Here is a 20,159-nt window from a genome sequence, read left to right as displayed (position 1 = left end):
GCGGCTATGGGGGTCTATGTGTCGCCTATGGCGTCGCCGTGGCAGACGCGCCGCGCGACAGCGCGAGCCAGGTGTCGACGACCGTGTCTGGATTCAGCGACACCGACTCGATCCCCTGGTCGACGAGCCACGCGGCGAAGTCGGGGTGATCCGACGGGCCCTGCCCGCAGATGCCGACATACTTGCCGTGGCGTCGGCACGCCTCGATCGCGAGGCTGAGCATCCGCAGCACCGCCGGGTCGCGTTCGTCGAAGGTGCCGGCGACCAGGGATGAATCGCGGTCCAGCCCGAGTGTGAGCTGGGTCATGTCGTTGGACCCGATGGAGAACCCGTCGAAATGCGCGAGGAAGTCGTCGGCGAGGACGGCATTGCTGGGGAGCTCGCACATCATGACGACCTCGAGTCCGTTCTCTCCGCGGACGAGCCCGTTCTCGGCGAGAAGCTCGATGACGCCCTCGGCTTCGGCGACGGTCCGGACGAACGGGACCATGAGCTTGACGTTGTCGAAACCCATCTCGTCGCGCACGAACCGCAGCGCCTCGCACTCCATGTCGAAGCACGCGCGGAAGTCCGCCGAGAGGTACCGAGAGGCTCCGCGGTACCCGATCATGGGGTTCTCCTCCTCCGGCTCGAACAGATCGCCCGCGTAAAGATTGGCGTACTCGTTCGACTTGAAGTCGCTGAGACGGACGATGACCGGTTCGGGGGCGAACGCCGCCGCGATGGTCGAGACCCCTTCGGCGACGCGGCGGATGAAGAAGTCCTTCGGCGTCTCGGCGGTCACGGTGCGTCGCGCGACCTCCGACGCGATGTCTTCGGGCAAGGCCTCCGGCTCGAGCAAGGCGCGCGGGTGGATGCCCACCTGGCGGTTGATGATGAACTCCAGCCGGGCCAGCCCGACGCCGGCGTGGGGCAGACGCGAGAAGGAGAACGCCTGGTCGGGGGTGCCGACATTCATCATGATCTTCACCGGCGCCGTCGGCATCGTCGCGAGCTCGGTGACCTCTTCCTCGAAACGGAGGATGCCGTCGAAGACCTCGCCGGTGTCGCTCTCGGCACACGAGACCGTGACCTCCCTCCCGTCCGTGAGGATCTTCGTCGCATCGCCGGTGCCCACGATCGCGGGGATGCCCAGTTCGCGCGCGATGATCGCGGCATGGCAGGTGCGCCCGCCTCGATTGGTGACGATCGCCGCGGCTCGCTTCATGATCGGCTCCCAATCGGGGTCGGTCATATCGGCGACGAGGACCTCGCCCTCCTGGAACTGCGCCATCTGCGACACGTCGTCGAGGACGCGCACCGGGCCTGCGCCGATACGCTGGCCGATCGCGCGCCCGCTGACGAGGATCGCTCCGCGCTCATGCAGGACATACCGGCGGGTGGTTCCGCCTTCGACCCGTGAAGCGACCGTCTCCGGGCGCGCCTGGAGCACGTACAGCAGACCGTCGACGCCGTCGCGTCCCCACTCGATGTCCATCGGGCGCCCGTAGTGGGCTTCGATCGTCATGGCGATGCGCCCCAGTTCCTCGACCTCGGCATCGGTGAGGGAGAGGCGGATGCGATCGTCCTCGTCGACGTCGAAGAAGTCGGTGCTCGCTCCGGCCTGGCGTCCCCGGGTGTATCGCATGGCGATCGCCTTCTCTCCCACCGAGCGCTTGAGGATCGCCGGTCTCCCCGCCTGCAGGGCCGTTTTCGACACGTAGAACTCGTCGGGGTTGACGGCGCCCTGGACCACGCCCTCGCCGAGACCGTATGCGCTGGTGATGAAGACGGCGCCGTCGAAGCCGGATTCGGTGTCGAGTGTGAACATCACTCCGGCGGTGCCGATGTCTGACCGGACCATGCGCTGGACCCCGGCGGAGAGGGCGACGTCGACGTCCTCGAATCCGTGGTGCACGCGGTAGGCGATGGCGCGGTCGTTGTAGAGCGAGGCGAAGACGGCGCGGATCGCCTGCAGAACGTTGTCGATTCCGCCGACGTTGAGGAAGGTCTCCTGCTGACCGGCGAACGACGCTTCCGGGAGGTCCTCCGCCGTGGCGCTGGAGCGCACCGCCCACGTCACCGCCTCCGGGTCGGCGTCCCGGGCGACGAGGTCGTCGTACGCGTCGCGAACGTCGCGCTCGAGGTCGGCGGGGAAGGGTTGCGATTCGATCCAACCCCGCACAGCCGATCCGACGCGGGCCAGTGCCACGACGTCATCGGTGTCGAGGTCCTGGACGGCGTCGCGGATGCGGCGTTCGAGTCCGTCGTGCCGCAGGAAGGACCGGTAGGCGTCGGCGGTGGTCGCGAATCCGCCGGGCACGCGGACCCCGAGCCCCGACAGGTGGGAGATCATCTCACCGAGCGACGCGTTCTTGCCTCCGACGACGGCGACGTCGTCCATTCCGAGGCTCTCGAACCAGGCGATGTTGGTCACTTCTTGCTCCTTCGACAGGTCATCCGGGCAGCTTCATGGACTGCATGATGACGGCGGACATCTCCTCGACGCTCTTGACCGCGGAGTTGGTGAAAGGGACGCCGGTGCGGCGGTACAGGTCTTCGGCGCGACGCAGTTCCGAGGTGCACTGCGCCAAGCTCGCGTACCGCGACTCGGGCCGCCGCTCGTGTCGGACCTGGCTGAGGCGGCGCGCCGTGGTGGTCAGCCCGAAGCAGCGGGCTCGGTGAGGGGCCACCATCGGCGGGAGGTCTTCGGTGGGGAAGTCGTCATCGGTGAGGGGGTAGTTCGCCACGAGGATGCCGTGATGGAGGGCCAGGTACATGGTGGTCGGGGTCTTGCCGCACCGTGACGGCGCGACCAGGATGACGTGAGCGATATCGAGCGCGCGAGCGCTTTGCCCGTCATCGTGCTCGATCGCATACTCGACGGCGCGCATACGTGCGAAGTACCGCTCGGTGTCGCCCAGGCCGTGGTACTGCCCCAGCTGCTCCGATGCTGTTGCGCCGAGAGCCTCTTCGACCTCGGTGAGGTGCCCACCGAGCAGATCGATGACGTGGCCGGCGGAGGCCGCCAGGACGGCTTTCACATCCGGGCGCTTCACCGTGGTGAACACGAGCGGAGTCGGTCCGGAGGCCGCGGCGCGTGTGATGTCCTCCGCCACGGCCCGCGCACCCTCGGCGGTGTCGACGAAGGGAACGGTCTGACGCACGAATCGATGTCCGGGGAAGTTCGCGAGGAGTGCGCTGCCGAGCGTTTCGGCGGTGATCCCCGTGCTGTCGGACACGAAGAAGGCCGAGCGCAGCTGCGCGGATGCGTGATCCATCGATTCCCCCTCGTCGTGATGAACCACGTTATGGGGTAAACAACACCTAATTATCGGGTAGAGGAGCAGAAAGAAAGTAGCAAATTGACGTCTGCGTAGATCTCTCGTCCGTGGCGCCCCCGTGCGACGGAAATCCCCGGCACGTACGATGAACACGCCCGTCGGGCCCACGGGTACCGAAACGCGACCGGAGGTACCGCCCCGATGAGACTCGCCGTGCTCGGCTCCGGGATGATCGTCCGCGACTTCCTCCCACACGCTTCGGACGTCGACGGACTCGAGCTGGTCGCGATCTGCGGTCGACCGGGCTCGGTGCAACGGCTGGAGGAGCTCCAGGGCCGCTTCGGGATCGAGCGTGTCTACACCGACCTCGACGAGTGCCTCGCCGACGCCGACATCGACACGGTCTGGATCGCCGTTCCCAACTCTCTGCACGCGTCGTACGCGCGGCGCGCGCTCGCCGCCGGCAAGCACGTCGTGTGCGAGAAGCCCTTCGTGCTCGACGAGCAGGAGCTGCGCGACCTGCGCGCCCTGGCGGAGGATCGGGACCTGATCCTCGTGGAGGCGATCAGCACGATCCACCTCGCGAACTACCGCTGGATCCAGGACCATCTCGATCAGGTGGGGGAGATCCGGGTGATCCAGTGCGACTACTCGCAGTTCTCCTCGCGCTTCGACCGCTTCCGCGCCGGCGAGGTGATCCCGGCCTTCGACCCGGCCCAGGGTGGCGGGGCGCTGCTGGACATCGGCATCTACACGATCCACTTCGTCGTCGGACTCCTCGGGATGCCGGAGGGTGTGCGCTACACCCCGAACGTCGAAGGCGGCGTCGACACCTCCGGCGTGCTCGTGCTGGACTACGGCGACCGGACGGCGGTATGCGTGTGCGCGAAGGACTCCGACGGGCCCATCCGGTCGAAGATCCAGGGGACGGAGGGGTGGATCGCCGTGGACGGGGCCCCCAATGCGGTGCCGTCGGTGGCGTCTCAGCGCCGCGGCGAAGAGATCCGAATGCGCGACCTGTCGGTGCACCCGCACCGCATGGTGGAGGAGTTCCGCGTCTTCGTCGACATGATCGCCCGCCACGACACGGACGCGCGGGACCGTCTGCTTGACCACAGTCAGACCGTGCTCGCCGTCGCCACCGCTGCGCGACGCTCCGCGGGGCTCATCCCGACAGAACAGGACGACCGATGACCGACGCCCTCGTGCTCGTCGCCAATGCCGGCGAAGATTCCCTCTCGCTGTTCGCGTTCGCGGGGGAGTCCCTCGAGCGGATCTCGGTCACCGAGGGCCTCGCCAGGTGCTCGAATTTCGCCGTCGACGGGGCCCGCGACCTCGTCTACGCCGCCGTCAAGGGCGAACCGGCGGGTATCGTCACGCTGTCGTTGGATCGCACACGCGGCCGCCTGGAGGAGGTCTCGCGCCGCGACCTGCCGCGCGGCGGCATGAACTATCTGGCGCTGGCCCGTGACGGTGGGGTGCTCCTGGGTGCCTCCTACGGCGGCGGGTACGGGATCCTGAGCACGATCACGGACGGCGAGGTGAGTCATCCGGTCTCGGAGATCGCGTTCGCGAACCTCCACTCGGTGCTGCCGGACGACTCCGGTCGGTTCGCCTACTTCGTCTCGCTCGGCGACGATCTCGTCGCGCAGTACGCGATCGCCGACCAGCCCGCGCTCGTGCCGCTGGACCCGCCGACGGTCGCTTTCCCGGCGGGGACGGGGCCTCGCCATCTCGTGCTCAATGCGGCGGGGGATTCGGTGTACGTGCTGACCGAGTTCAGCGCCGAGGTGGTCCGACTCCACCGAGACCCGCGAGAGGGCACGCTCGCCTTCGACGCCGCGGCGGCGGCCCACGATGTCGCCGTCGGCCTGCCGCTGGGGGTTTTCGGAAAGGACCCCAAGGTCGACCCCGCCCTGTGGGGAGCGGACCTGCACTGGGGGACGGGCGAAGAGTTCCTCTGGGCGTCGGAGCGCTCCACGAGCAGTCTCGCCGCGGTCCCTGTGGCCGATGACGGGTCGCTTCGCCCGGCGGCGAACTTCACGCCGACCGAACCGCAACCGCGCGGGTTCGCCCTGAGCGCCGACGGGCGTTACCTGATCGCGGCCGGCGAGCAGAGCACCACGGTGTCGCTCTACGCCGTCGACGGCCCGCGGCTGGAGCTGCTCCAGCAGGTCGAGACGGGGCGCGGCGCAAACTGGGTCCGCTTCCTGCCCGCTCGACGGTGACGCAGCCGGAGAGGCGGCCGTCGATCGCTGTGATCGGCGGGGGGCCGCGGGGAGTCTCCGTGCTCGAGCGCATCGGGGTGCGCCTCATCGGAGACGGGCCGCACGCTCTCGACATCCACCTCATCGACGACGCCGAGGTCGGCGCGGGGCGCGTCTGGCGGACGGATCAGTCGCGCGAGATGTGTATGAACACCCTCGCCGACGCGGTGACGCTCTTCACCGACGACTCGGTGACCATGGACGGGCCCGTGGTGGCCGGGCCCACGCTGTACGAATGGGCGGTGCTCGCCCGCCATGCACAGCGCCCGGATGCCGACACGGCGGCGCGCGCGTTGGCTGTGGCGACCGACCATCGGGCTGCGTTCGATCAGGAACCGGTTCGCACAGGTCTCGTCTCCGACTTCGCCGCCGAGATCGCGCACATCGAGCCTCACGCGCATCCGTCCCGGGCGCTGTACGGCGAATACATCCGCTGGTTCCTGGGGCGCGCGGTCCGCGCGCTTCCTCCCGGTGTCCGCGTCACCGGACATGTGGGCCGCGTGGTGGGGGTCGCCTCGTCCGGCGCGGGCGAACGGCTGGCGTTCGAGGACGATCGGTCCCTCGAGGTGGATGCGGTCGTGATCGCGCCCGGATGGCTGCTCAACATGCCGGCGACGGGCCGTTTCGTCGGGGCGGAGCCCGCGCGCGGCGAGGCGGTCACGGCTTCGCGAACGCGACGGGTGCCGCCGGGCAATCCGATCGACCAGAACCTGTCCGACATCGCCCCCGGCGAGGCGGTGTTCGTCCGCGGGCTCGGCATGGGGTTCTTCGATGTGATGGCGCTCATGACCCGGGGTCGGGGCGGGCGGTTCGTCGAGGACCCGGCCGCGGCGGGAGGTCTTCGCTACATCGCCTCCGGTGCGGAACCGGTCCTGCACGCGAGCTCGCGACGAGGCGTGCCGTTCCGGGCGAAGTCGCTGTACGGGGGTCTCCCGCCGAGAGCCGACCACCGGCGCTTGCGGGCGGTCGACTGGGATCGTGTTCCGCGGCCGATCGACTTCGATGCGGAGGTGTGGCCGCTGATCCTGCGAGACGCATTCGAGGCCTACTACTCCACCCTCGCCCGGCTGCGCCCCGACGCGGTGTCGCTCGACGCGGGCGGAATCGCGCGGGTCCTCGACCGCACGGACGGCGATCCGGCGGCGCTGGCGCAGGCGATGAAACCGTTCGTCGCGCGGCCGGCGGACCGATTCGACCTCGACCGCGCGCTCCGCCCGGTCTCCGAGGCCTTCGCCGCGCCCGACCACTACGAGGCCTTCGTGCGTCAGGCGGTGCTGGATGATCTCCGCGAGGCGGAGCGTGGCGCGGCGAGCCCGCTCAAGTCCGGGTTGTGGTCCCTGGCCTCCGCGCGCAAGGCCGCCGGCGCGATCGGCACGATGGGCGGGTACGACGCCGAGTCGCGCGAATCCGGGTTCGCCCTGCTCCATGCTGCCGGCGGCATGTTCGGGTCCGGACCGCCCGCGTTCCGCATCCGTCAGTTGCTCGCGCTCATGGACGCGGGGATCGTGCGCATGGTCGGGCCCGACGCCGCCCCGGTCGTCGAGGCCGGCCGGGTGGTGGTGCGCTCGGCGGCCGTCCGCGGCTCCGAGGTGGTGGTCACGGCGGAGATCGACGCGCGGACGACGCCGCACGATCTCGCGCGGACGGCCGACCCTCTCATGCGCTCGTTGCGGGATGCCGGGCGACTGCGGCCCTTCCGGGTTCGCGATCGCTCCGGAGACCCGGTGGCGACACCGGGGATCGACATCGACCCCGACTCGGGCCGTGTCATCCGGGCGGACGGGAGTGTCGATCCGGCGTTGCACCTGGCGGGCATCCCCCTGGATCCCGTCCGGCACGACATGCTCATCAGCCCGATGCCCGGAACCGACTCCTCTCTGCTGCGCGAGACCGACCGGATCGCCGCCAGCGCGCTGCGCGTCGCGGGCCTAGCGGGGCAGGTTGCCGGGGCCGCCGATGTGGCGGATCGTGCGGCTCCGCTCCCGGACGATGCCCCAGGACCCGATGATCCACAGCGGCACCTGGGTGAGGAAGGCGATGCGGAACGCGTCGAGTGAGTAGGTGTCCGGCGTGCCGGCCCCCTGCAGGTCCATCGACACGCCGATCATGAGGATCGCGATGAGCGCGGCGAGGAACCCGCCGCCGTTGACGATGCCGGTGGCAGTGCTGAGACGATGCGACGGGTTGAACGTGCGGGCATGGTCGAAGGCGATCATCGAGGCGGGCCCGCCGCTGGCCAACGCGACCACGAGCACGACCAGCAGCCAGACCGGTGCGGTGCCGGGCCAGAGGATGACGGCGAGCCACGCGAGCGCTTGGAAGACGACGGTCGGAAGGACGAGCCACCTCGACCGGCGCGTGGGGTGGCGGCTCGAGAGGGCGCCGAGGATCGGCCCGAACACGATCCCCGCCAGGACCAGGATCGTCATGAGGCTCGCGGCCACTGCGGGGCTGAGGCCCTGGCCGGCGGTCAGGAACGGGTATCCCCACAGCAGCACGAACGCCGTGCCGGCGAACGGGGTGGTGAAGTGCGACCAGAACCCGAGCCGTGTCGCGGGGTGAGACCAGGACTCGCGGAAGCCTTCCCGAAGGTCCGCCGCCGAACGCACGACGCGGATCGCCCCCGTGTCGGTGTCGACGGAGGTGTCGAGCGCGTCGTCGCGTCTCTCCGGCGGGCGGTTGCGGATGATCGCGAAGGTCAGCACCGCGAACAGCACGGTCAGCCCTGCGAGGCTTCCGAAGGCGACGCTCCACGATGTGGCGTGCAGCAGGGCCGCCAGCGGGACGACGGCGATGATCTGCCCGAGCTGACCGATGATTCCCGTCAGCTGAACCAGGAGCGGGGACCGCTGCGCGGGGAACCAGGTCGCGATCACCCGCAGCACGCTCGGAAACACCGCCGCGTCGCCTGCGCCGATCAGGACGCGGGCGAGGATGCCGATCCCGACGGCATCGGCGAAAGCCATCACGAGCTGCCCGGTCGCCATCAGCACCATTCCCGCCGCGATCACGGGGCGGGCTCCGAGTCGGTCCAGCACGATGCCCACCGGCACCTGCAACGAACCGTAGACCGCCAGTTGGATCACCGCGAACATCGACAGCGCCGACGCATCGGCGTCGAATCGGATCGCGGCGTCCACGCCGACGGAGGAGAGCGAGGTGCGATTGGTGATCGCCACGACGTAAGCGGCCACGCCGACGATCCACACCGACCAGGTACGCCAGCCCGGCGCGTGGAGAGCGGAGCTGGATGTCACAGAGTGCCCGTCGACGAAGGGATGCCCGCGTCCGCGGGCGAATAAATCCTACTTTCTCAGCTCCTCGCCCGGGTCGAGCCGAGGTCTTGTGACGGTGCGGATCGTCGTGCCGCCATGCGCTGGACGAGCAGGCCCGCGGTCATCAGCGCCACGGCCGCTCCCAGCGGCCACGGGTTCGAGATCAGCTCGTGGAACCGCACTCCGTCGAAGCCGCGGTCTCCGATCGTGGGAAGCGCTCCGACGCCGTCGATCTCCTCGATCGCGAGATACGACGCCAGATTGCCGAACGCCTGCTGCAGGGTCCCGAACACCAGGCACGCGGCGGCGGCGGTGTAGGCCACGCGGCTCACCGCAGGCCGGGTCGGCGCCTCGACCAGCATCGCGTGGGCGGAAACGGCCACGAGCGCCGCGACAGCGGCGAGCGGCAGGTACCCGACGGTGGCGCTCAGCGTCGCGAGCACGGTCGGTGCGGCACCCAGGCCCGCGAGCACATCGATCCGAGCAATGCCGCCGACATACGCGGTGCCGGAGCTGACGCCGAAGAAGGTCTGACCGAGGGGGTCGAGGTTGATCGCCACACGCACTGCGCCGGGATCCAGCGCGGGACCGAGGGCGCTGAGGAGCGACAGTGAGACGAACCACCCGGCCGCACCCGAGGCGGCGAACATCGTCGTGGTCACCACGGCATCACCGCCGGGCAGGTCGGCGTGAGCGCGTCTCCACGCGCGGAACGCGAGCCCGAGCGCGATGATCGAGGGGGCGGCGATGAGGATCCAGCTCACGACGGTGGACACGGTGACCTCCCTGAGTGTCGACCCTCAGTATCCGGGATCGGTACGACGGCCGGAAGAGTCGCCCGGAGCGCCGTTCAGTCCAGGCAGTGTGTCGACAGGGCGTCGGTCACGGCAGTCGCCGCGTCGGCCCATCGCGCGTAGTGCTCGGGATCCGCGTTGATCTGCACGGCGTGGATGGCGCGGGAGGCGGGCATCTCCTGCCATCGCTCGATGGTGGCCAGTCGCGCGAAGAAGAGCGCGGCGGCGCGGTCGGGGTCCATGCGCTCCTCGACGCTGCCCCACCAGTCCTGCTGTTGGAACAGCCCGATCGACGACGTGCGGGAGCCGTCCGGGTTCGTCACGCCCGAGGTCTCCCAGTCGCCGTAGTCGATGTTGCGCAGTCCCGATTCCCCCATGGCGGCCATGACACCCAGGCGCTGGCCGTCCCGCCCGAACCCGGCGTCGGCGCCGGCGGACATGATGGTCAACGCGTGGGCGAGCTGGTCGCCCGAGTAGCCGGCGACCGCGGTCTCGCCGATCACCCCGGGGGACGTGCAGACAACGGCTTCTTCGGAGGAGACGTCCGCGCCGACCACCAATCCCCACACGCCGAAGAGCCCCGCCAGCGCCACGGTCGTCCCGACCTGGACGCCGACGATCCGCCGACGCGAGTGGCGCTGTCGGCGTCGTCGGCGTCGGGAGGGGGGCACTCCTCCAGTCCACCGGGTGATGCTGGGAGACCGGTCCATGACACGGGGGAGGACGGGATCCACGGAAAACCCGTGCGGTCGAGGTGTCCATCTGGTCGACTGTTGTTCGTCGCTTCAGTGAGGGGCCGCGACCGGCGGCTCCCGGACCGAAAGGACGATGCCATGCAATACCTTCTTCTCCTCGCCGACGAGCCCGGTGCCGGCCCCGCTCAGGACAGCCCCGAGTTCGCCGCAGAGATGGGCGAGTGGTTCGCCTTCGACCAGATGGTCAAGGATGCCGGCGTCTTCGTCGCCGGTGAGGCGCTCCACCCGCAGTCCACCGCCACCACCGTCCGGGTGCGAGAGGGACGCACCGTGCTCACCGACGGCCCCTACGCCGAGACGAAGGAGCACCTCGGCGGCTTCTACGTGCTGGAGGTCGCCGATCTCGACGAGGCGATCTCCTACGCGGAGAAGATCCCGAACGTCGGGTACGGCGCGGTCGAGATCCGCCCGGTCCTCGACGTCTCGGACATGCAGCAGTAGTCATGTCAGAGTCCGGGGTCGCCGAGATCTTCGGTGCGCAATGGCCGCGGCTGGTGGCCACGCTGCGCGCCGATCTCGGCGACCTCGACCTGGCCGAGGACGCCGCTCAGCATGCGTTCGCCGCCGCGACCGAGCGATGGCATCGCGACGGTGCACCCGACGTGCCCGGCGCATGGCTGCTGACGGTCGCGCGGCGATGGGCGATCGACCAGGCGCGCCGCGACGTCCGGTGGGCGCAGCGCGAAGACGCGGTGCGCGCGGCCCTGGAGCTTCCGCAACGCGAACGCGGGTCGATCTCTGATGACCTGCTCGCGATGGTCTTCGGGTGCTGTCACCGCGCGCTCGACGAACCGGCACGCGTCGCCCTCACTCTCCGATATGTCGTGGGAATCCCGACCGCGTCGATCGCCCGGTCGTTTCTCGTTCCCGAGCAGACCATGGCCAAGCGGCTGGTGCGGGCGAAGAAGAAGATCGCGGCCAGCCGGGTACCGTTCGAGGTGCCTGATCGCGCGCACCTGGCCGGATCGCTCTACGAGGTCCTGAAGGTCGTCTACGTGATCTACACGCAGGGTCATGCCGCGCCGAGCGGCGAGCTGGTCCGCGGTGACTTGTGCGACGAGGCCCGGTGGCTGGCCGCGACCCTGTGCGAGATGCTCCCCGACGAGCCCGAGACGTGGGGGTTGGCCGCTCTGCTGGCCTACACCGACGCCCGTCGTCCCGCGCGCCTCGACGACGCCGGCGATGTCGTGCTCCTCCGTGACCAGGACCGCTCGACATGGGACGCGGCCAGCATCGCGGAGGGGCGTCGCCTGCTCGGTCGCGCCCTGCGGCTGCGACGTGTCGGGTCGTACCAGCTGCAAGCGGCGATCGCCGGTGCGCACGCCTCCTCGCCGCGTTTCGAGGACACCGACTGGTCCACGATCCGGCGCCTCTACGCTGTGCTCGGCCGGATCGAGCCGTCTGCGGTGGTCACCCTGAACGAAGCGGTCGCGGCATCGCTCGAGGAGGGGCCGGAGGCCGGTCTCGCGCTGCTCGCACCGCTGGCCACCGACCTCGACGGCTACCACTACTTCCATCTCGCACGTGCCGACATGCTCGCCGCGACCGGCGACCGTGTCGCGGCCCGCTTTGCCTTCGACCGTGCGCTGGCGCTGTGCGAGAACGACACGGAACGCCGCGCGATCGCCCGGGTCGCCGCAGAGAAATCGGCGTGATCTCGGCGGTTCGGCGTTACGCGCTACTCTGTCGCGCGTGGACGCCGCATCCGACGCTCTCTCCTCCTCGCACCCCGACGAGCCCCACCGTGCCGGGCTCGCCCAGCGGCTGAACGGGCTCCGCGCGGGTGTGCTCGGCGCCAACGACGGCATCGTCTCGACGGCCGCGGTCGTCGTCGGCGTCGCGGGGGCCACGAGCGAGAGTCTTCCGGTGCTGCTGGCCGGCACCGCCGCCCTCGTCGGCGGGGCGATCTCGATGGCGCTCGGCGAGTACGTCTCCGTCGCCTCGCAGCGAGACACCGAGCACGCGCTGATCGAGAAGGAGCGGCGGGAACTCGCGGACGACCCGGCCGCGGAGCTCGAAGAGCTGACCGGGCTCTATCAGGCGCAGGGGCTCAGTCGGGAGACGGCCGAGAAGGTCGCGGAAGAGCTCACGGCGAAGGATGCGCTCGGCGCGCATCTCGCGGCCGAGCTGAACATCGACCGCGACGACGTGGTGAGCCCCTGGTATGCGGCCCTCGCGTCTGCCGTCGCCTTCACCGTCGGCGCCCTTCTGCCGCTGGCGACGATGCTGCTGACCCCTCACCCCGAGCGGATCGCCTTCACCTTCGCCGCCGTCCTGATGGCGCTCGCGGTGACCGGCTACCTCGCCGCGTGGATCGGAGGGGCGAGGCGGTGGAAGGCCGTCGTGCGCACCCTCGTCGGCGGGACGCTCGCGCTGGTCGCGACGTTCCTCGTCGGCTCGCTCTTCGGTACCACGATCGGCTGATCGGGGGCGGGTGCGCGCCACCCGGCCCGGTGTCAGTCCTGCGCGTCGCCTGCGGCTTGCTGCTCGGCGATCTGCTTGCGCACGTCGTCCATGTCCAGTCCCTTCACCGCGGTGATCACCTGCTCGAGAGCGGGGGCGGGAAGGGCGCCGGGCTGCGAGAAGACGAGGATGCCTTCGCGGAACGCGGCGAGCGTGGGGATCGAGGTGATGCCGAACCCACCGGCGAGCTCGCGCTGGTCTTCCGTGTCGATCTTGCCGAAGACGACGTCGGCGTGGTCCTCCGACGCCTTCTCGAACACCGGGGCGAACGAGCGGCACGGTCCGCACCACTCGGCCCAGAAGTCGAGCAGGACGATGTCGTTGTCGGCGATGGTCTCGCGGAAGGAGTCCATCGTGACGGTCTGCGTGGCCATGGGAAGCCGCCTCTCTGTCGGTTGCGGGCTTCTCTTCCTCAGCGTACGCGGGCCCCGGTTCATTCCCCAGAGGGGTCAGTCGGCTCCGGCATCGTCGACGAACATCACGCTCGCGTCCGAGATCCAGGTTCGCGCGGTCTCATCCGACACCTGCGGAACGCCGTCACCGGGTTGCGGGCCATATGCCCCGAACTGGGCGTGTGAGACGCCCTCGAGGACGAGGAACTCCGCATCGGCGGGGAGCGTCGCAGCGGACGCGGTGATCTTCTCCGGCGTGGCCAGGCCGTCCTCGGTGCCCGAGATCGACAGGACGTCGGCGGTGAGGCTCTCACGGATGTCGCTGGCCGGATACGACGCGTACAGGAGCAGTCCGGCGACCTGATCGGCCTGATCGGCCTGCAAGGAGGCGACCGTGCCGCCGAGCGAGTGACCGCCGACCACCCACGCGGAGGCATCCGGCAGCACGCTGCGGGCCGCGTCGAAGGCGCCGGTGGCGAGGAAGGCGATCCCCAGGGGCTGCTTCGCGATCACCACCGGGTGCCCGGCTTCGGCGAGCGGGCGCAGGACGGCGGCGTACGCGCGCGCATCCACCAGCGCGCCGGGCTGGAAGAAGACCGCGGTGGCGAACGGCTCGCCGGTCGGGGAGAAGACGATCCGGTCGGCCGACTCGGTCACCGTGACGCGGTCATCGGAGTGCATCGCCGCGAGCGCGGGCTCGACCGCGGGGTAGGGCCGCAGCCAGGCCACGACGGCGATCCCGCTCGACGCGGCGATCACGAGCGCGATGCGAGCGGTCAGGCGCAGCGCGGTCCGGGGGCGCGCGCCGCGGAGCGCGACCGCGATTCCCGCGGCGGCGAGCAGGGCTGTCAGGCCGAGAAGCACGGCGTAGGCCGGGTGGCCGTGGACGATCGCCTCCCACGCGGTCAGGCACGCCCACGCCACCGCCCCCAGGGCGACGACTGCGACGCAGGCGGCGATCCACGAGAGCACGTCCCGGCGCCGGGCGGCCCCGTCCGCGGGCGCGGTCCGGTCGGAAGGCGGGTTCACTCCGCGACCGGCCCGACGGTGCGGAACCCGGCGTTGCCCATCGAGGAGTCGGGGGTGTTCTGCGATCGCGCGGAGTTGCGGTAGCGGTTGCAGTAGGAGAGGTGGCAGAGGAAGCTGCCCCCGCGAAGGACGCGGACCTCACCCCGGGACGGACCGCGGGGATCGGCGGCGGGTGACGCGGCGTAGTATCCCGGATCCCACCAGTCCGCGCACCACTCCCACACGTTCCCGACGGTCTGCCACAGGCCGTATCCGTTGGGAGCGAAGGTGCGCACCGGGGCAGTGGTGAGGTATCCGTCCTCGAGCGTGTTCTCGCGCGGGAAGACACCCTGCCAGATGTTCGTGCGCCACGCGCCGCCGGTATCGGGCTCCTCATCGCCCCACGGGTACTTCGCGCGCTCGAGGCCGCCGCGCGAGGCGTACTCCCACTCCGCCTCGGTCGGCAGACGCCGCCCCGCCCACTGGCAGTATTCAAGCGCATCGTTGTACGACACATGGACGACCGGGTGATCGCCGAGGGCGTCGATCGAGCTGTCTCGCCCACCCGGGTGCCGCCAGTCGGCGCCCTTGACGCCGAGCCACCAGGGAGTCCCGGATGCGCGCCCCATGACGTCGCCGTCGGGTGCGGCCAGGGCCAGGTGGAAGACGGCCGAGAAGCCGAAGGTCTCGGCCTCCGTCGCGTAGCCGGTCGCGTCGACGAATCGGGCGAAGTCGTCGTTGGTCACGCTGGTGGCGTCGATCGAGAACGCGTCCAGGGCGACCTCGTGCACCGGTACCTCACCGTCGCCCGGGTTGCGGTCTCCGGAGGAATCTCCCATGGCGAAGACGCCGGCGGGGATGAGTGCCTGTTCGATCATGTGGATGCCGGATGCGTCGAGCGACCCGGCCGGGGAGCCCGGGCGCGTGGTCTCGAGCGTGACGAAACCGGCCCTGCCCGGCGCACACGTGCATCCCGGCCCGCACGAGCCCTGACCGGCATTCGCGTCGCCACCGGCTTCTGCGCTCGCGTCGTCGTCCTGAGGCTCCACCCTCGAGATCCTACCGACGGGCGCCGCGGGGCGCGCGTCAGGGGCGGGGGGCGACGTGGTTCAGGATGCTCGGCCAATGCGTCGAGATCGACAGGCCGGTTCCGCGGGCGACCCGGACCACGCGCGAGCCGGGGATGCGGCGTCGCAGGCGGCGGCCGTCGAGGTGCGCGCTCACCGTCGGATGCTCGTCGCCGTATACCAGCAGCGTGTCGGCTTCGACGTCGCGCAGCGACCGCCACCAGAGGTCGTCCTCGAGTGCCTCACGGTCGCCGCGGACCCCGGCATCGCCCTGTGTGGCGGCAGCCGCGAGCATTCGGCCGAGGCGGCGTCCCGCCGCGGTCTCGCCGTAGGCGGGCTCCCGAGGCGCGAAGCCGATGTCGGCGAACGAGAACGGCGCCGACGGTACCTCGGCGCGGCGTGCCGACTCGGGTGAGGGGGTGTCGACGAGCGCGAGACGGTCCACGAGGTGCGGGTGCCGCGCGGCCAGGGCGAGCGCGGCGTACCCGCCGAGGCCCCAGCCGACGACGCCGACCGACCCGATGTCGGCGCCGTCAAGGCGTTCGGAGCCGGCCTCGATGCGCGACAGGTGCTGGGCGAGGTCGTCGGCATGTGCGGTGAACGAGGCGCGATCCGGGGACCGCCACGGTTCGGAGGCGCCGTAACCGGGACGATCGAGCGCGACCAGCCGGGCGCCCCACTGCGACGTGACCGTCGGGTCGGGGTCGAAGCCGCCCGTTCCGGGCGACGGGTGGCACAGCAGGACGACACGGCGGGCGACCGGGTCGCCGAAGCCGGTGACGCCGAGCGAGCGGCCGCTGGGCAGGTGAACGAGACGTCCGGACAACGGGGACCACCTTCCTCTCCCCGGCCACGGTAGCGTGTGAGCGTGTCGTCCGATGCGCCGTTGACAGGCCCGCCCGACCCGCCGCCCGCCACAACCGCCGCCGTGTCACGCGGGACGATCGGCGAGGTCTTTCTCTCCTTTCTGAAGCTCGGCGTGACGAGCTTCGGCGGACCGGTGGCGCACCTCGGCTACTTCCGGGACGAACTCGTCACGCGGCGGCGCTGGATCGACGACCGCGAATACGCCGACCTCGTCGCCCTCTCGCAGTTCCTGCCCGGTCCGGCCTCCAGCCAGGTCGGTTTCGGGCTCGGGATGCTCCGCGCCGGTGCCGGCGGGGCGCTCGCCGCCTTCATCGCGTTCACCCTGCCCTCGGCGGCCCTCATGATCGCTTTCGCGCTCATCGGATCCGCGATCGTCGGCCCGGTCGGTGTCGGCATCCTCGAGGGGTTGAAGGTCGTCGCGGTCGCCGTGGTCGCCCAGGCGGTATGGGGGATGGCGAGGACTCTCGCCCCCGACCGGCAGCGGGCCGGCATCGCGGTCGGTGCCGCCGTGCTCGTCGTGCTCGTCAGCGGGTCGGTCGCTCAGATCGGGGCGATCGTCGCCGGAGCGCTTCTGGGGTTGTGGCTGTGCCGCTCGGCGGTCGCCGACACCGGGCCTGGGCTGTCCTTCCCCGTCCCGCGCGTGGTCGGCGTCCTCTGTCTGAGCCTGTTCGTCGGGTTCCTGGTCGGCCTGCCGCTGCTCGCGGCGACGACCGGCTCCGGGGTGGCGGGCCTCATCGACGCCTTCTACCGTGCGGGCGCGCTCGTCTTCGGCGGCGGGCACGTCGTGCTGCCCCTCCTCGAAGCCGAGGTCGTCGCTCCCGGCTGGGTCGATGCGGGCGAGTTCCTCGCCGGCTACGGCGTCGCCCAAGCGATGCCGGGGCCCCTCTTCACGTTCGCGGCCTACCTCGGTGCGGTTTCGACGGTGGGGCCCGGCGGTGTCGCCGGCGGCGTGATCGCCCTCCTCGCGGTCTTCCTCCCGGGCTTGTTGCTGCTGACCGGGGTGCTCCCGTTCTGGAACGGGTTCCGCCGCCGTTCGGGGGCGCGTGCCGCGATGGCGGGTGCGAACGCCGCTGTCGTCGGCATCCTGGCGGCTGCGCTCTACGACCCCGTCTTCACCTCGGCGGTTCTCGGTCCGGCGTCGTTCTCACTCGCGCTGGTGTGCTTCGCGCTCCTCACCGCGTTCCGGGTGCCGCCGTGGATCGTCGTCCTCATCGGGGCGACCGGCGGCGTGGTGATCGCCCTCATCTGACCGACTCGGTGCGCGATCGCCGCCGCTCGAGGGGCTATCCGAGGCGAACGGCGTCGATGCGTCGATGAGGCGCCGCAGGAAGATCGCCGGTTCGATCCGTTGGGCTTTGGTCGAGCTCGACACGGTCGTCGTCGGGAGGGTGCCCAGGTAGCGTTCGAGCGCCCGGCTCGCCTCGCCGACACGCTCGTCGAGGCGCTCGTCGTCGATCGCCGTGTTCGTGAGCGTGGCACAGGCGCGGATGGCCTCGGCGAAGCAGCTCTTCGTCTCGTCGCTCATCGCCTGCAGCGCGGCCGGATGGCGCCCGGCGACGACCTCGGCGAGATCGCGCGTGGCGGCGACGGTGAGTTCCATCGACTGCAGTCGCTGCGCGTTCTCCTCCCTTTCGCGCTGATGGCGGCGGCCGCGCGGATTGGCCCGCGCGGAGTCCTCGGCCTCGGTCACCTCGCGGCGCACTTCGTCGATCATCGCGTCAAGGTGCGACAGGGCGGCATCCACCTGCGCCGGGTCCGGCTCTTCGACGTGGTCGGCGAGGGTCTCGAGGAAGTTCCCGGCGGTGTCGCGGAGGGTGGAGAGCTTTCCCCCGGCCCACTGGAAGTACAGGGGCGGTACGACGATGAGGTTGACGGCGAGCCCGACGACGACGCCGACGCCCATGGTCACGAGGTACGACAGCGGGTAGTCATCGGCTCCCGCCTGGCCGGCCAGCAGCAGGACGAAGACGGCCGCCACCGCGAGGATGTCGCGCCCGGCCCCCAGGTGGCGGATGCCCCCGAGGAGGACACCGATGGCCACCACGGTCGCCAGCGGGATGACCGGGGGGATGTCGAAGGCTTCCGTCGCGCCCAGCGCGCCGACTCCGAGACCGATCCCGATCGCAAGACCCAGCAGCGTCTGCCCGCCCGTGCGCGCTGTGGCCGCAACCGTCGGGTACATGACGACCAGCACGCCGAACGGCGCGTAGTACGAGTACTCGTTGTTCACGAACGGCAGCAGTGGCACGATGGCCCAGGCGATCGCCGCTGCGACCGCCGTCTTGGCTGCCAGCAGCATCCGGTGTCGATTGAACGCGGTGTCTCGCCAGTCTCGCAGGTTCGCCCGCACGTGTGCCATGCCACCAGTCTCGCGACCAGGGCGCGGGCGCGGTCAACCCCGCGCGCGGCGAGCGCGGATGCGCTAGATCCGAGAACGGCGGGGAGATGCTACCGTTAGATCATCATCTATATTTATGGATGTCTATGTTCCGTGCACGACGCCGCGTACCCCCCGGAGAGGTCTCCATGTCCGACGCCCTGATCTCGTCGCAACGCCCACTGCCGGCACGCCGGGCTGAGGTCTCGGACGACCTGTCGTGATCCTCACGATCGTCGCAGCCGTCATCTTCATCGCCACTCTCGTGGTGGTGATCTGGCAGCCCAAGGGGTTCCCGATCGGGTACACCGCGCTGATCGGGGCGTTGCTGGCGCTGGTGACGACGGTCGTCGCCGTCAGTGACGTGTTCACCGTCGTCGACATCGTCTGGAACGCGACCCTCACGTTCGTCGCGATCGTGCTGATCTCCCTCATTCTCGATGAAGCAGGATTCTTCGAGTGGGCGGCGCTCCACGTCGCGCGCTGGGGCCGGGGCAACGGTCGGTTGCTGTTCGTCTTGATCGTCGGGCTGGGCGCGGCGGTTGCGGCCGTGTTCGCCAACGACGGTGCGGCGCTCATCCTCACCCCGATCGTCGTCGGCATGCTGCGGGCGCTCAAGATCGACGCGAAGGCGGCCCTCGGCTTCATCCTGGCCACGGGGTTCATCGCCGACACGGGCAGCCTCCCGCTGGTCGTCTCCAACCTCGTCAACATCGTCTCCGCGGACTACTTCGACATCGGGTTCGCCGAGTACGCGGTGGTGATGGTGCCGGTGGGCATCGTCGCGGTGCTCGCGTCCCTCGGCGTGCTCTACCTCTACTTCCGCCGCTCGATCCCCCGGACCTACGACCTTTCGGCGCTGCAGGCCCCCGCGAGCGCGGTCCGCGACGGCGTCACGTTCCGCGCCGGATGGATCGTGCTGGCCGTTCTGCTGGTGGGGTACTTCGTGGCCGACCCCTTGGGAGTGCCGCTCGCCCTGGTCGCGGGACTCGGCGCAGTCGCCATGGTTCTCATCGCCGCGCGTCGCCCGCGCTTCGCGTTCGCGCGTGTCGGTGCTCGAGCGGTCGCCGTCGGCGGATCAGGAGACGTGCACGGCGAACGACGCCCGGCAGCCGAACCGGTGATTCCGGTCGCGCGGACGATCCGCGAAGCGCCGTGGCAGATCGTGCTGTTCTCCATCGGCATGTACCTCGTGGTCTACGGGTTGCGCAATCAGGGCCTGACCGACTATCTGTCGGAGGTCTTCGACTTCTTCGGCGGGCACGGCGTGGTGGCCACGGCGCTGGGTGTCGGCTTCGTGATCGCGATCCTCGCGTCGATCATGAACAACATGCCGACGGTGCTCATCGCCGCGCTGGCCATCACCGGTGCCAGCGCGACCGGACTCACGCAGGAGGTGATGATCTACGCCAACGTGATCGGTTCGGACATCGGACCGAAGATCACCCCCATCGGCTCGCTCGCCACCCTGCTGTGGCTGCACGTCCTCGACCGCAAGGGAATCCACATCGGATGGGGTCGGTACTTCCGAACGGGTATCGTCCTGACGTTGCCGGTGCTGTTCGTCACCCTCCTCGCGCTGGCAGGCTGGCTCACGCTCATCCGCTGACGCCGTCGCGGCCTCGCGATCA

Annotated in this window: 17 protein-coding genes and 1 pseudogene; 8 read left to right on the top strand and 10 right to left on the bottom strand. The window is 70.2% G+C overall.

The genetic code is table 11. The annotated features are described in order from the left end of the window. Nucleotides 1-25: 25 nt before the first annotated feature. Together ppsA and RZO50_RS02675 are read right to left on the bottom strand one after the other, a co-directional pair. Nucleotides 26-2,416 (bottom strand): phosphoenolpyruvate synthase, encoded by a 2,391-nt coding sequence (gene ppsA / locus RZO50_RS02680; RefSeq protein ID WP_322598153.1) that lies wholly within the window; start codon nt 2,414-2,416, stop codon nt 26-28. Between the two features lie 19 nt (nt 2,417-2,435). Next, the gene (locus RZO50_RS02675) at nt 2,436-3,260 is read right to left on the bottom strand and encodes a pyruvate, water dikinase regulatory protein (RefSeq protein WP_322598152.1); all 825 of its coding nucleotides are present in this window, start codon (nt 3,258-3,260) and stop codon (nt 2,436-2,438) included. A 204-nt stretch (nt 3,261-3,464) separates the two neighbouring features. On the opposite strand from RZO50_RS02675, the gene RZO50_RS02670 reads away from it, so the two are divergent. The 3 genes and pseudogenes from RZO50_RS02670 to RZO50_RS02660 form a co-directional block, all read left to right on the top strand. Then, on the top strand, nt 3,465-4,457 hold the full coding sequence (locus RZO50_RS02670; protein WP_322598151.1) for a Gfo/Idh/MocA family protein: 993 nt from the start codon (nt 3,465-3,467) through the stop codon (nt 4,455-4,457). Beyond that, a complete protein-coding gene (locus RZO50_RS02665) occupies nt 4,454-5,491 on the top strand; it encodes a lactonase family protein (protein WP_322598150.1) in 1,038 nt (345 codons plus the stop codon). Before RZO50_RS02670 ends, RZO50_RS02665 begins: the two co-directional genes overlap by 4 nt. After that, a pseudogene (locus RZO50_RS02660) lies at nt 5,488-6,111 on the top strand (FAD/NAD(P)-binding protein); the annotation flags it as partial. The gene RZO50_RS02665 and the pseudogene RZO50_RS02660, both read left to right, overlap by 4 nt. Before the next feature lie 1,347 nt (nt 6,112-7,458). Here RZO50_RS02660 and RZO50_RS02655 read toward each other — a convergent pair. From RZO50_RS02655 to RZO50_RS02645, 3 genes are all read right to left on the bottom strand, one after another. Next, on the bottom strand, nt 7,459-8,787 hold the full coding sequence (locus RZO50_RS02655; protein ID WP_322598149.1) for an MFS transporter: 1,329 nt from the start codon (nt 8,785-8,787) through the stop codon (nt 7,459-7,461). Nucleotides 8,788-8,843: 56 nt separating this feature from the next. Then, complete coding sequence (locus RZO50_RS02650; RefSeq protein WP_322598148.1) at nt 8,844-9,581, bottom strand: hypothetical protein; 738 nt, start codon at nt 9,579-9,581, stop codon at nt 8,844-8,846. A gap of 74 nt (nt 9,582-9,655) precedes the next feature. After that, the gene (locus tag RZO50_RS02645) at nt 9,656-10,270 is read right to left on the bottom strand and encodes a hypothetical protein (protein ID WP_322598147.1); all 615 of its coding nucleotides are present in this window, start codon (nt 10,268-10,270) and stop codon (nt 9,656-9,658) included. A gap of 162 nt (nt 10,271-10,432) precedes the next feature. On the opposite strand from RZO50_RS02645, the gene RZO50_RS02640 reads away from it, so the two are divergent. The 3 genes from RZO50_RS02640 to RZO50_RS02630 are packed head-to-tail and all read left to right on the top strand — an operon-like array spanning nt 10,433 to nt 12,778. Beyond that, nucleotides 10,433-10,795 (top strand): YciI family protein, encoded by a 363-nt coding sequence (locus tag RZO50_RS02640; protein WP_322598146.1) that lies wholly within the window; start codon nt 10,433-10,435, stop codon nt 10,793-10,795. Nucleotides 10,796-10,797: 2 nt separating this feature from the next. Next, nucleotides 10,798-12,009: an RNA polymerase sigma factor gene (locus RZO50_RS02635; protein WP_322598145.1), complete on the top strand. Its 1,212-nt coding sequence runs from the start codon at nt 10,798-10,800 to the stop codon at nt 12,007-12,009. A gap of 37 nt (nt 12,010-12,046) precedes the next feature. Next, nucleotides 12,047-12,778: a VIT1/CCC1 transporter family protein gene (locus tag RZO50_RS02630; protein WP_322598144.1), complete on the top strand. Its 732-nt coding sequence runs from the start codon at nt 12,047-12,049 to the stop codon at nt 12,776-12,778. A 32-nt stretch (nt 12,779-12,810) separates the two neighbouring features. Here the strand turns inward: RZO50_RS02630 and trxA are convergent, their stop codons facing one another. The 4 genes from trxA to RZO50_RS02610 form a co-directional block, all read right to left on the bottom strand. After that, a complete protein-coding gene (gene trxA / locus RZO50_RS02625; protein ID WP_322598143.1) occupies nt 12,811-13,191 on the bottom strand; it encodes a thioredoxin in 381 nt (126 codons plus the stop codon). 75 nt (nt 13,192-13,266) lie between these two features. Next, nucleotides 13,267-14,238 (bottom strand): alpha/beta hydrolase, encoded by a 972-nt coding sequence (locus tag RZO50_RS02620; RefSeq protein WP_322598142.1) that lies wholly within the window; start codon nt 14,236-14,238, stop codon nt 13,267-13,269. Next, the gene (locus RZO50_RS02615) at nt 14,235-15,266 is read right to left on the bottom strand and encodes a formylglycine-generating enzyme family protein (RefSeq protein WP_416211511.1); all 1,032 of its coding nucleotides are present in this window, start codon (nt 15,264-15,266) and stop codon (nt 14,235-14,237) included. Before RZO50_RS02615 ends, RZO50_RS02620 begins: the two co-directional genes overlap by 4 nt. A gap of 37 nt (nt 15,267-15,303) precedes the next feature. Next, the gene (locus RZO50_RS02610) at nt 15,304-16,110 is read right to left on the bottom strand and encodes an alpha/beta fold hydrolase (protein WP_322598141.1); all 807 of its coding nucleotides are present in this window, start codon (nt 16,108-16,110) and stop codon (nt 15,304-15,306) included. Between the two features lie 42 nt (nt 16,111-16,152). On the opposite strand from RZO50_RS02610, the gene chrA reads away from it, so the two are divergent. Then, entirely contained in the window at nt 16,153-17,400 is a 1,248-nt protein-coding gene (gene chrA / locus RZO50_RS02605; RefSeq protein WP_463605617.1) for a chromate efflux transporter, read from the top strand. On the opposite strand, the gene RZO50_RS02600 is transcribed toward chrA, so the two are convergent. After that, nucleotides 17,296-18,510: an FUSC family protein gene (locus RZO50_RS02600; RefSeq protein WP_322598140.1), complete on the bottom strand. Its 1,215-nt coding sequence runs from the start codon at nt 18,508-18,510 to the stop codon at nt 17,296-17,298. The two genes, chrA and RZO50_RS02600, sit on opposite strands and share 105 nt — an antisense overlap. 238 nt (nt 18,511-18,748) lie before the next feature. On the opposite strand from RZO50_RS02600, the gene RZO50_RS02595 reads away from it, so the two are divergent. Then, a complete protein-coding gene (locus RZO50_RS02595) occupies nt 18,749-20,137 on the top strand; it encodes an arsenic transporter (RefSeq protein WP_322598139.1) in 1,389 nt (462 codons plus the stop codon). Nucleotides 20,138-20,159 lie beyond the last annotated feature (22 nt).

Source organism: Microbacterium xanthum, assembly GCF_034531355.1.
GTDB classification, from domain to species: Bacteria; Actinomycetota; Actinomycetes; order Actinomycetales; family Microbacteriaceae; genus Microbacterium; species Microbacterium xanthum.
The sequence above is the reverse complement of the archived record's forward strand: the minus strand, read 5'-3'. Positions and strand labels throughout refer to the sequence as shown.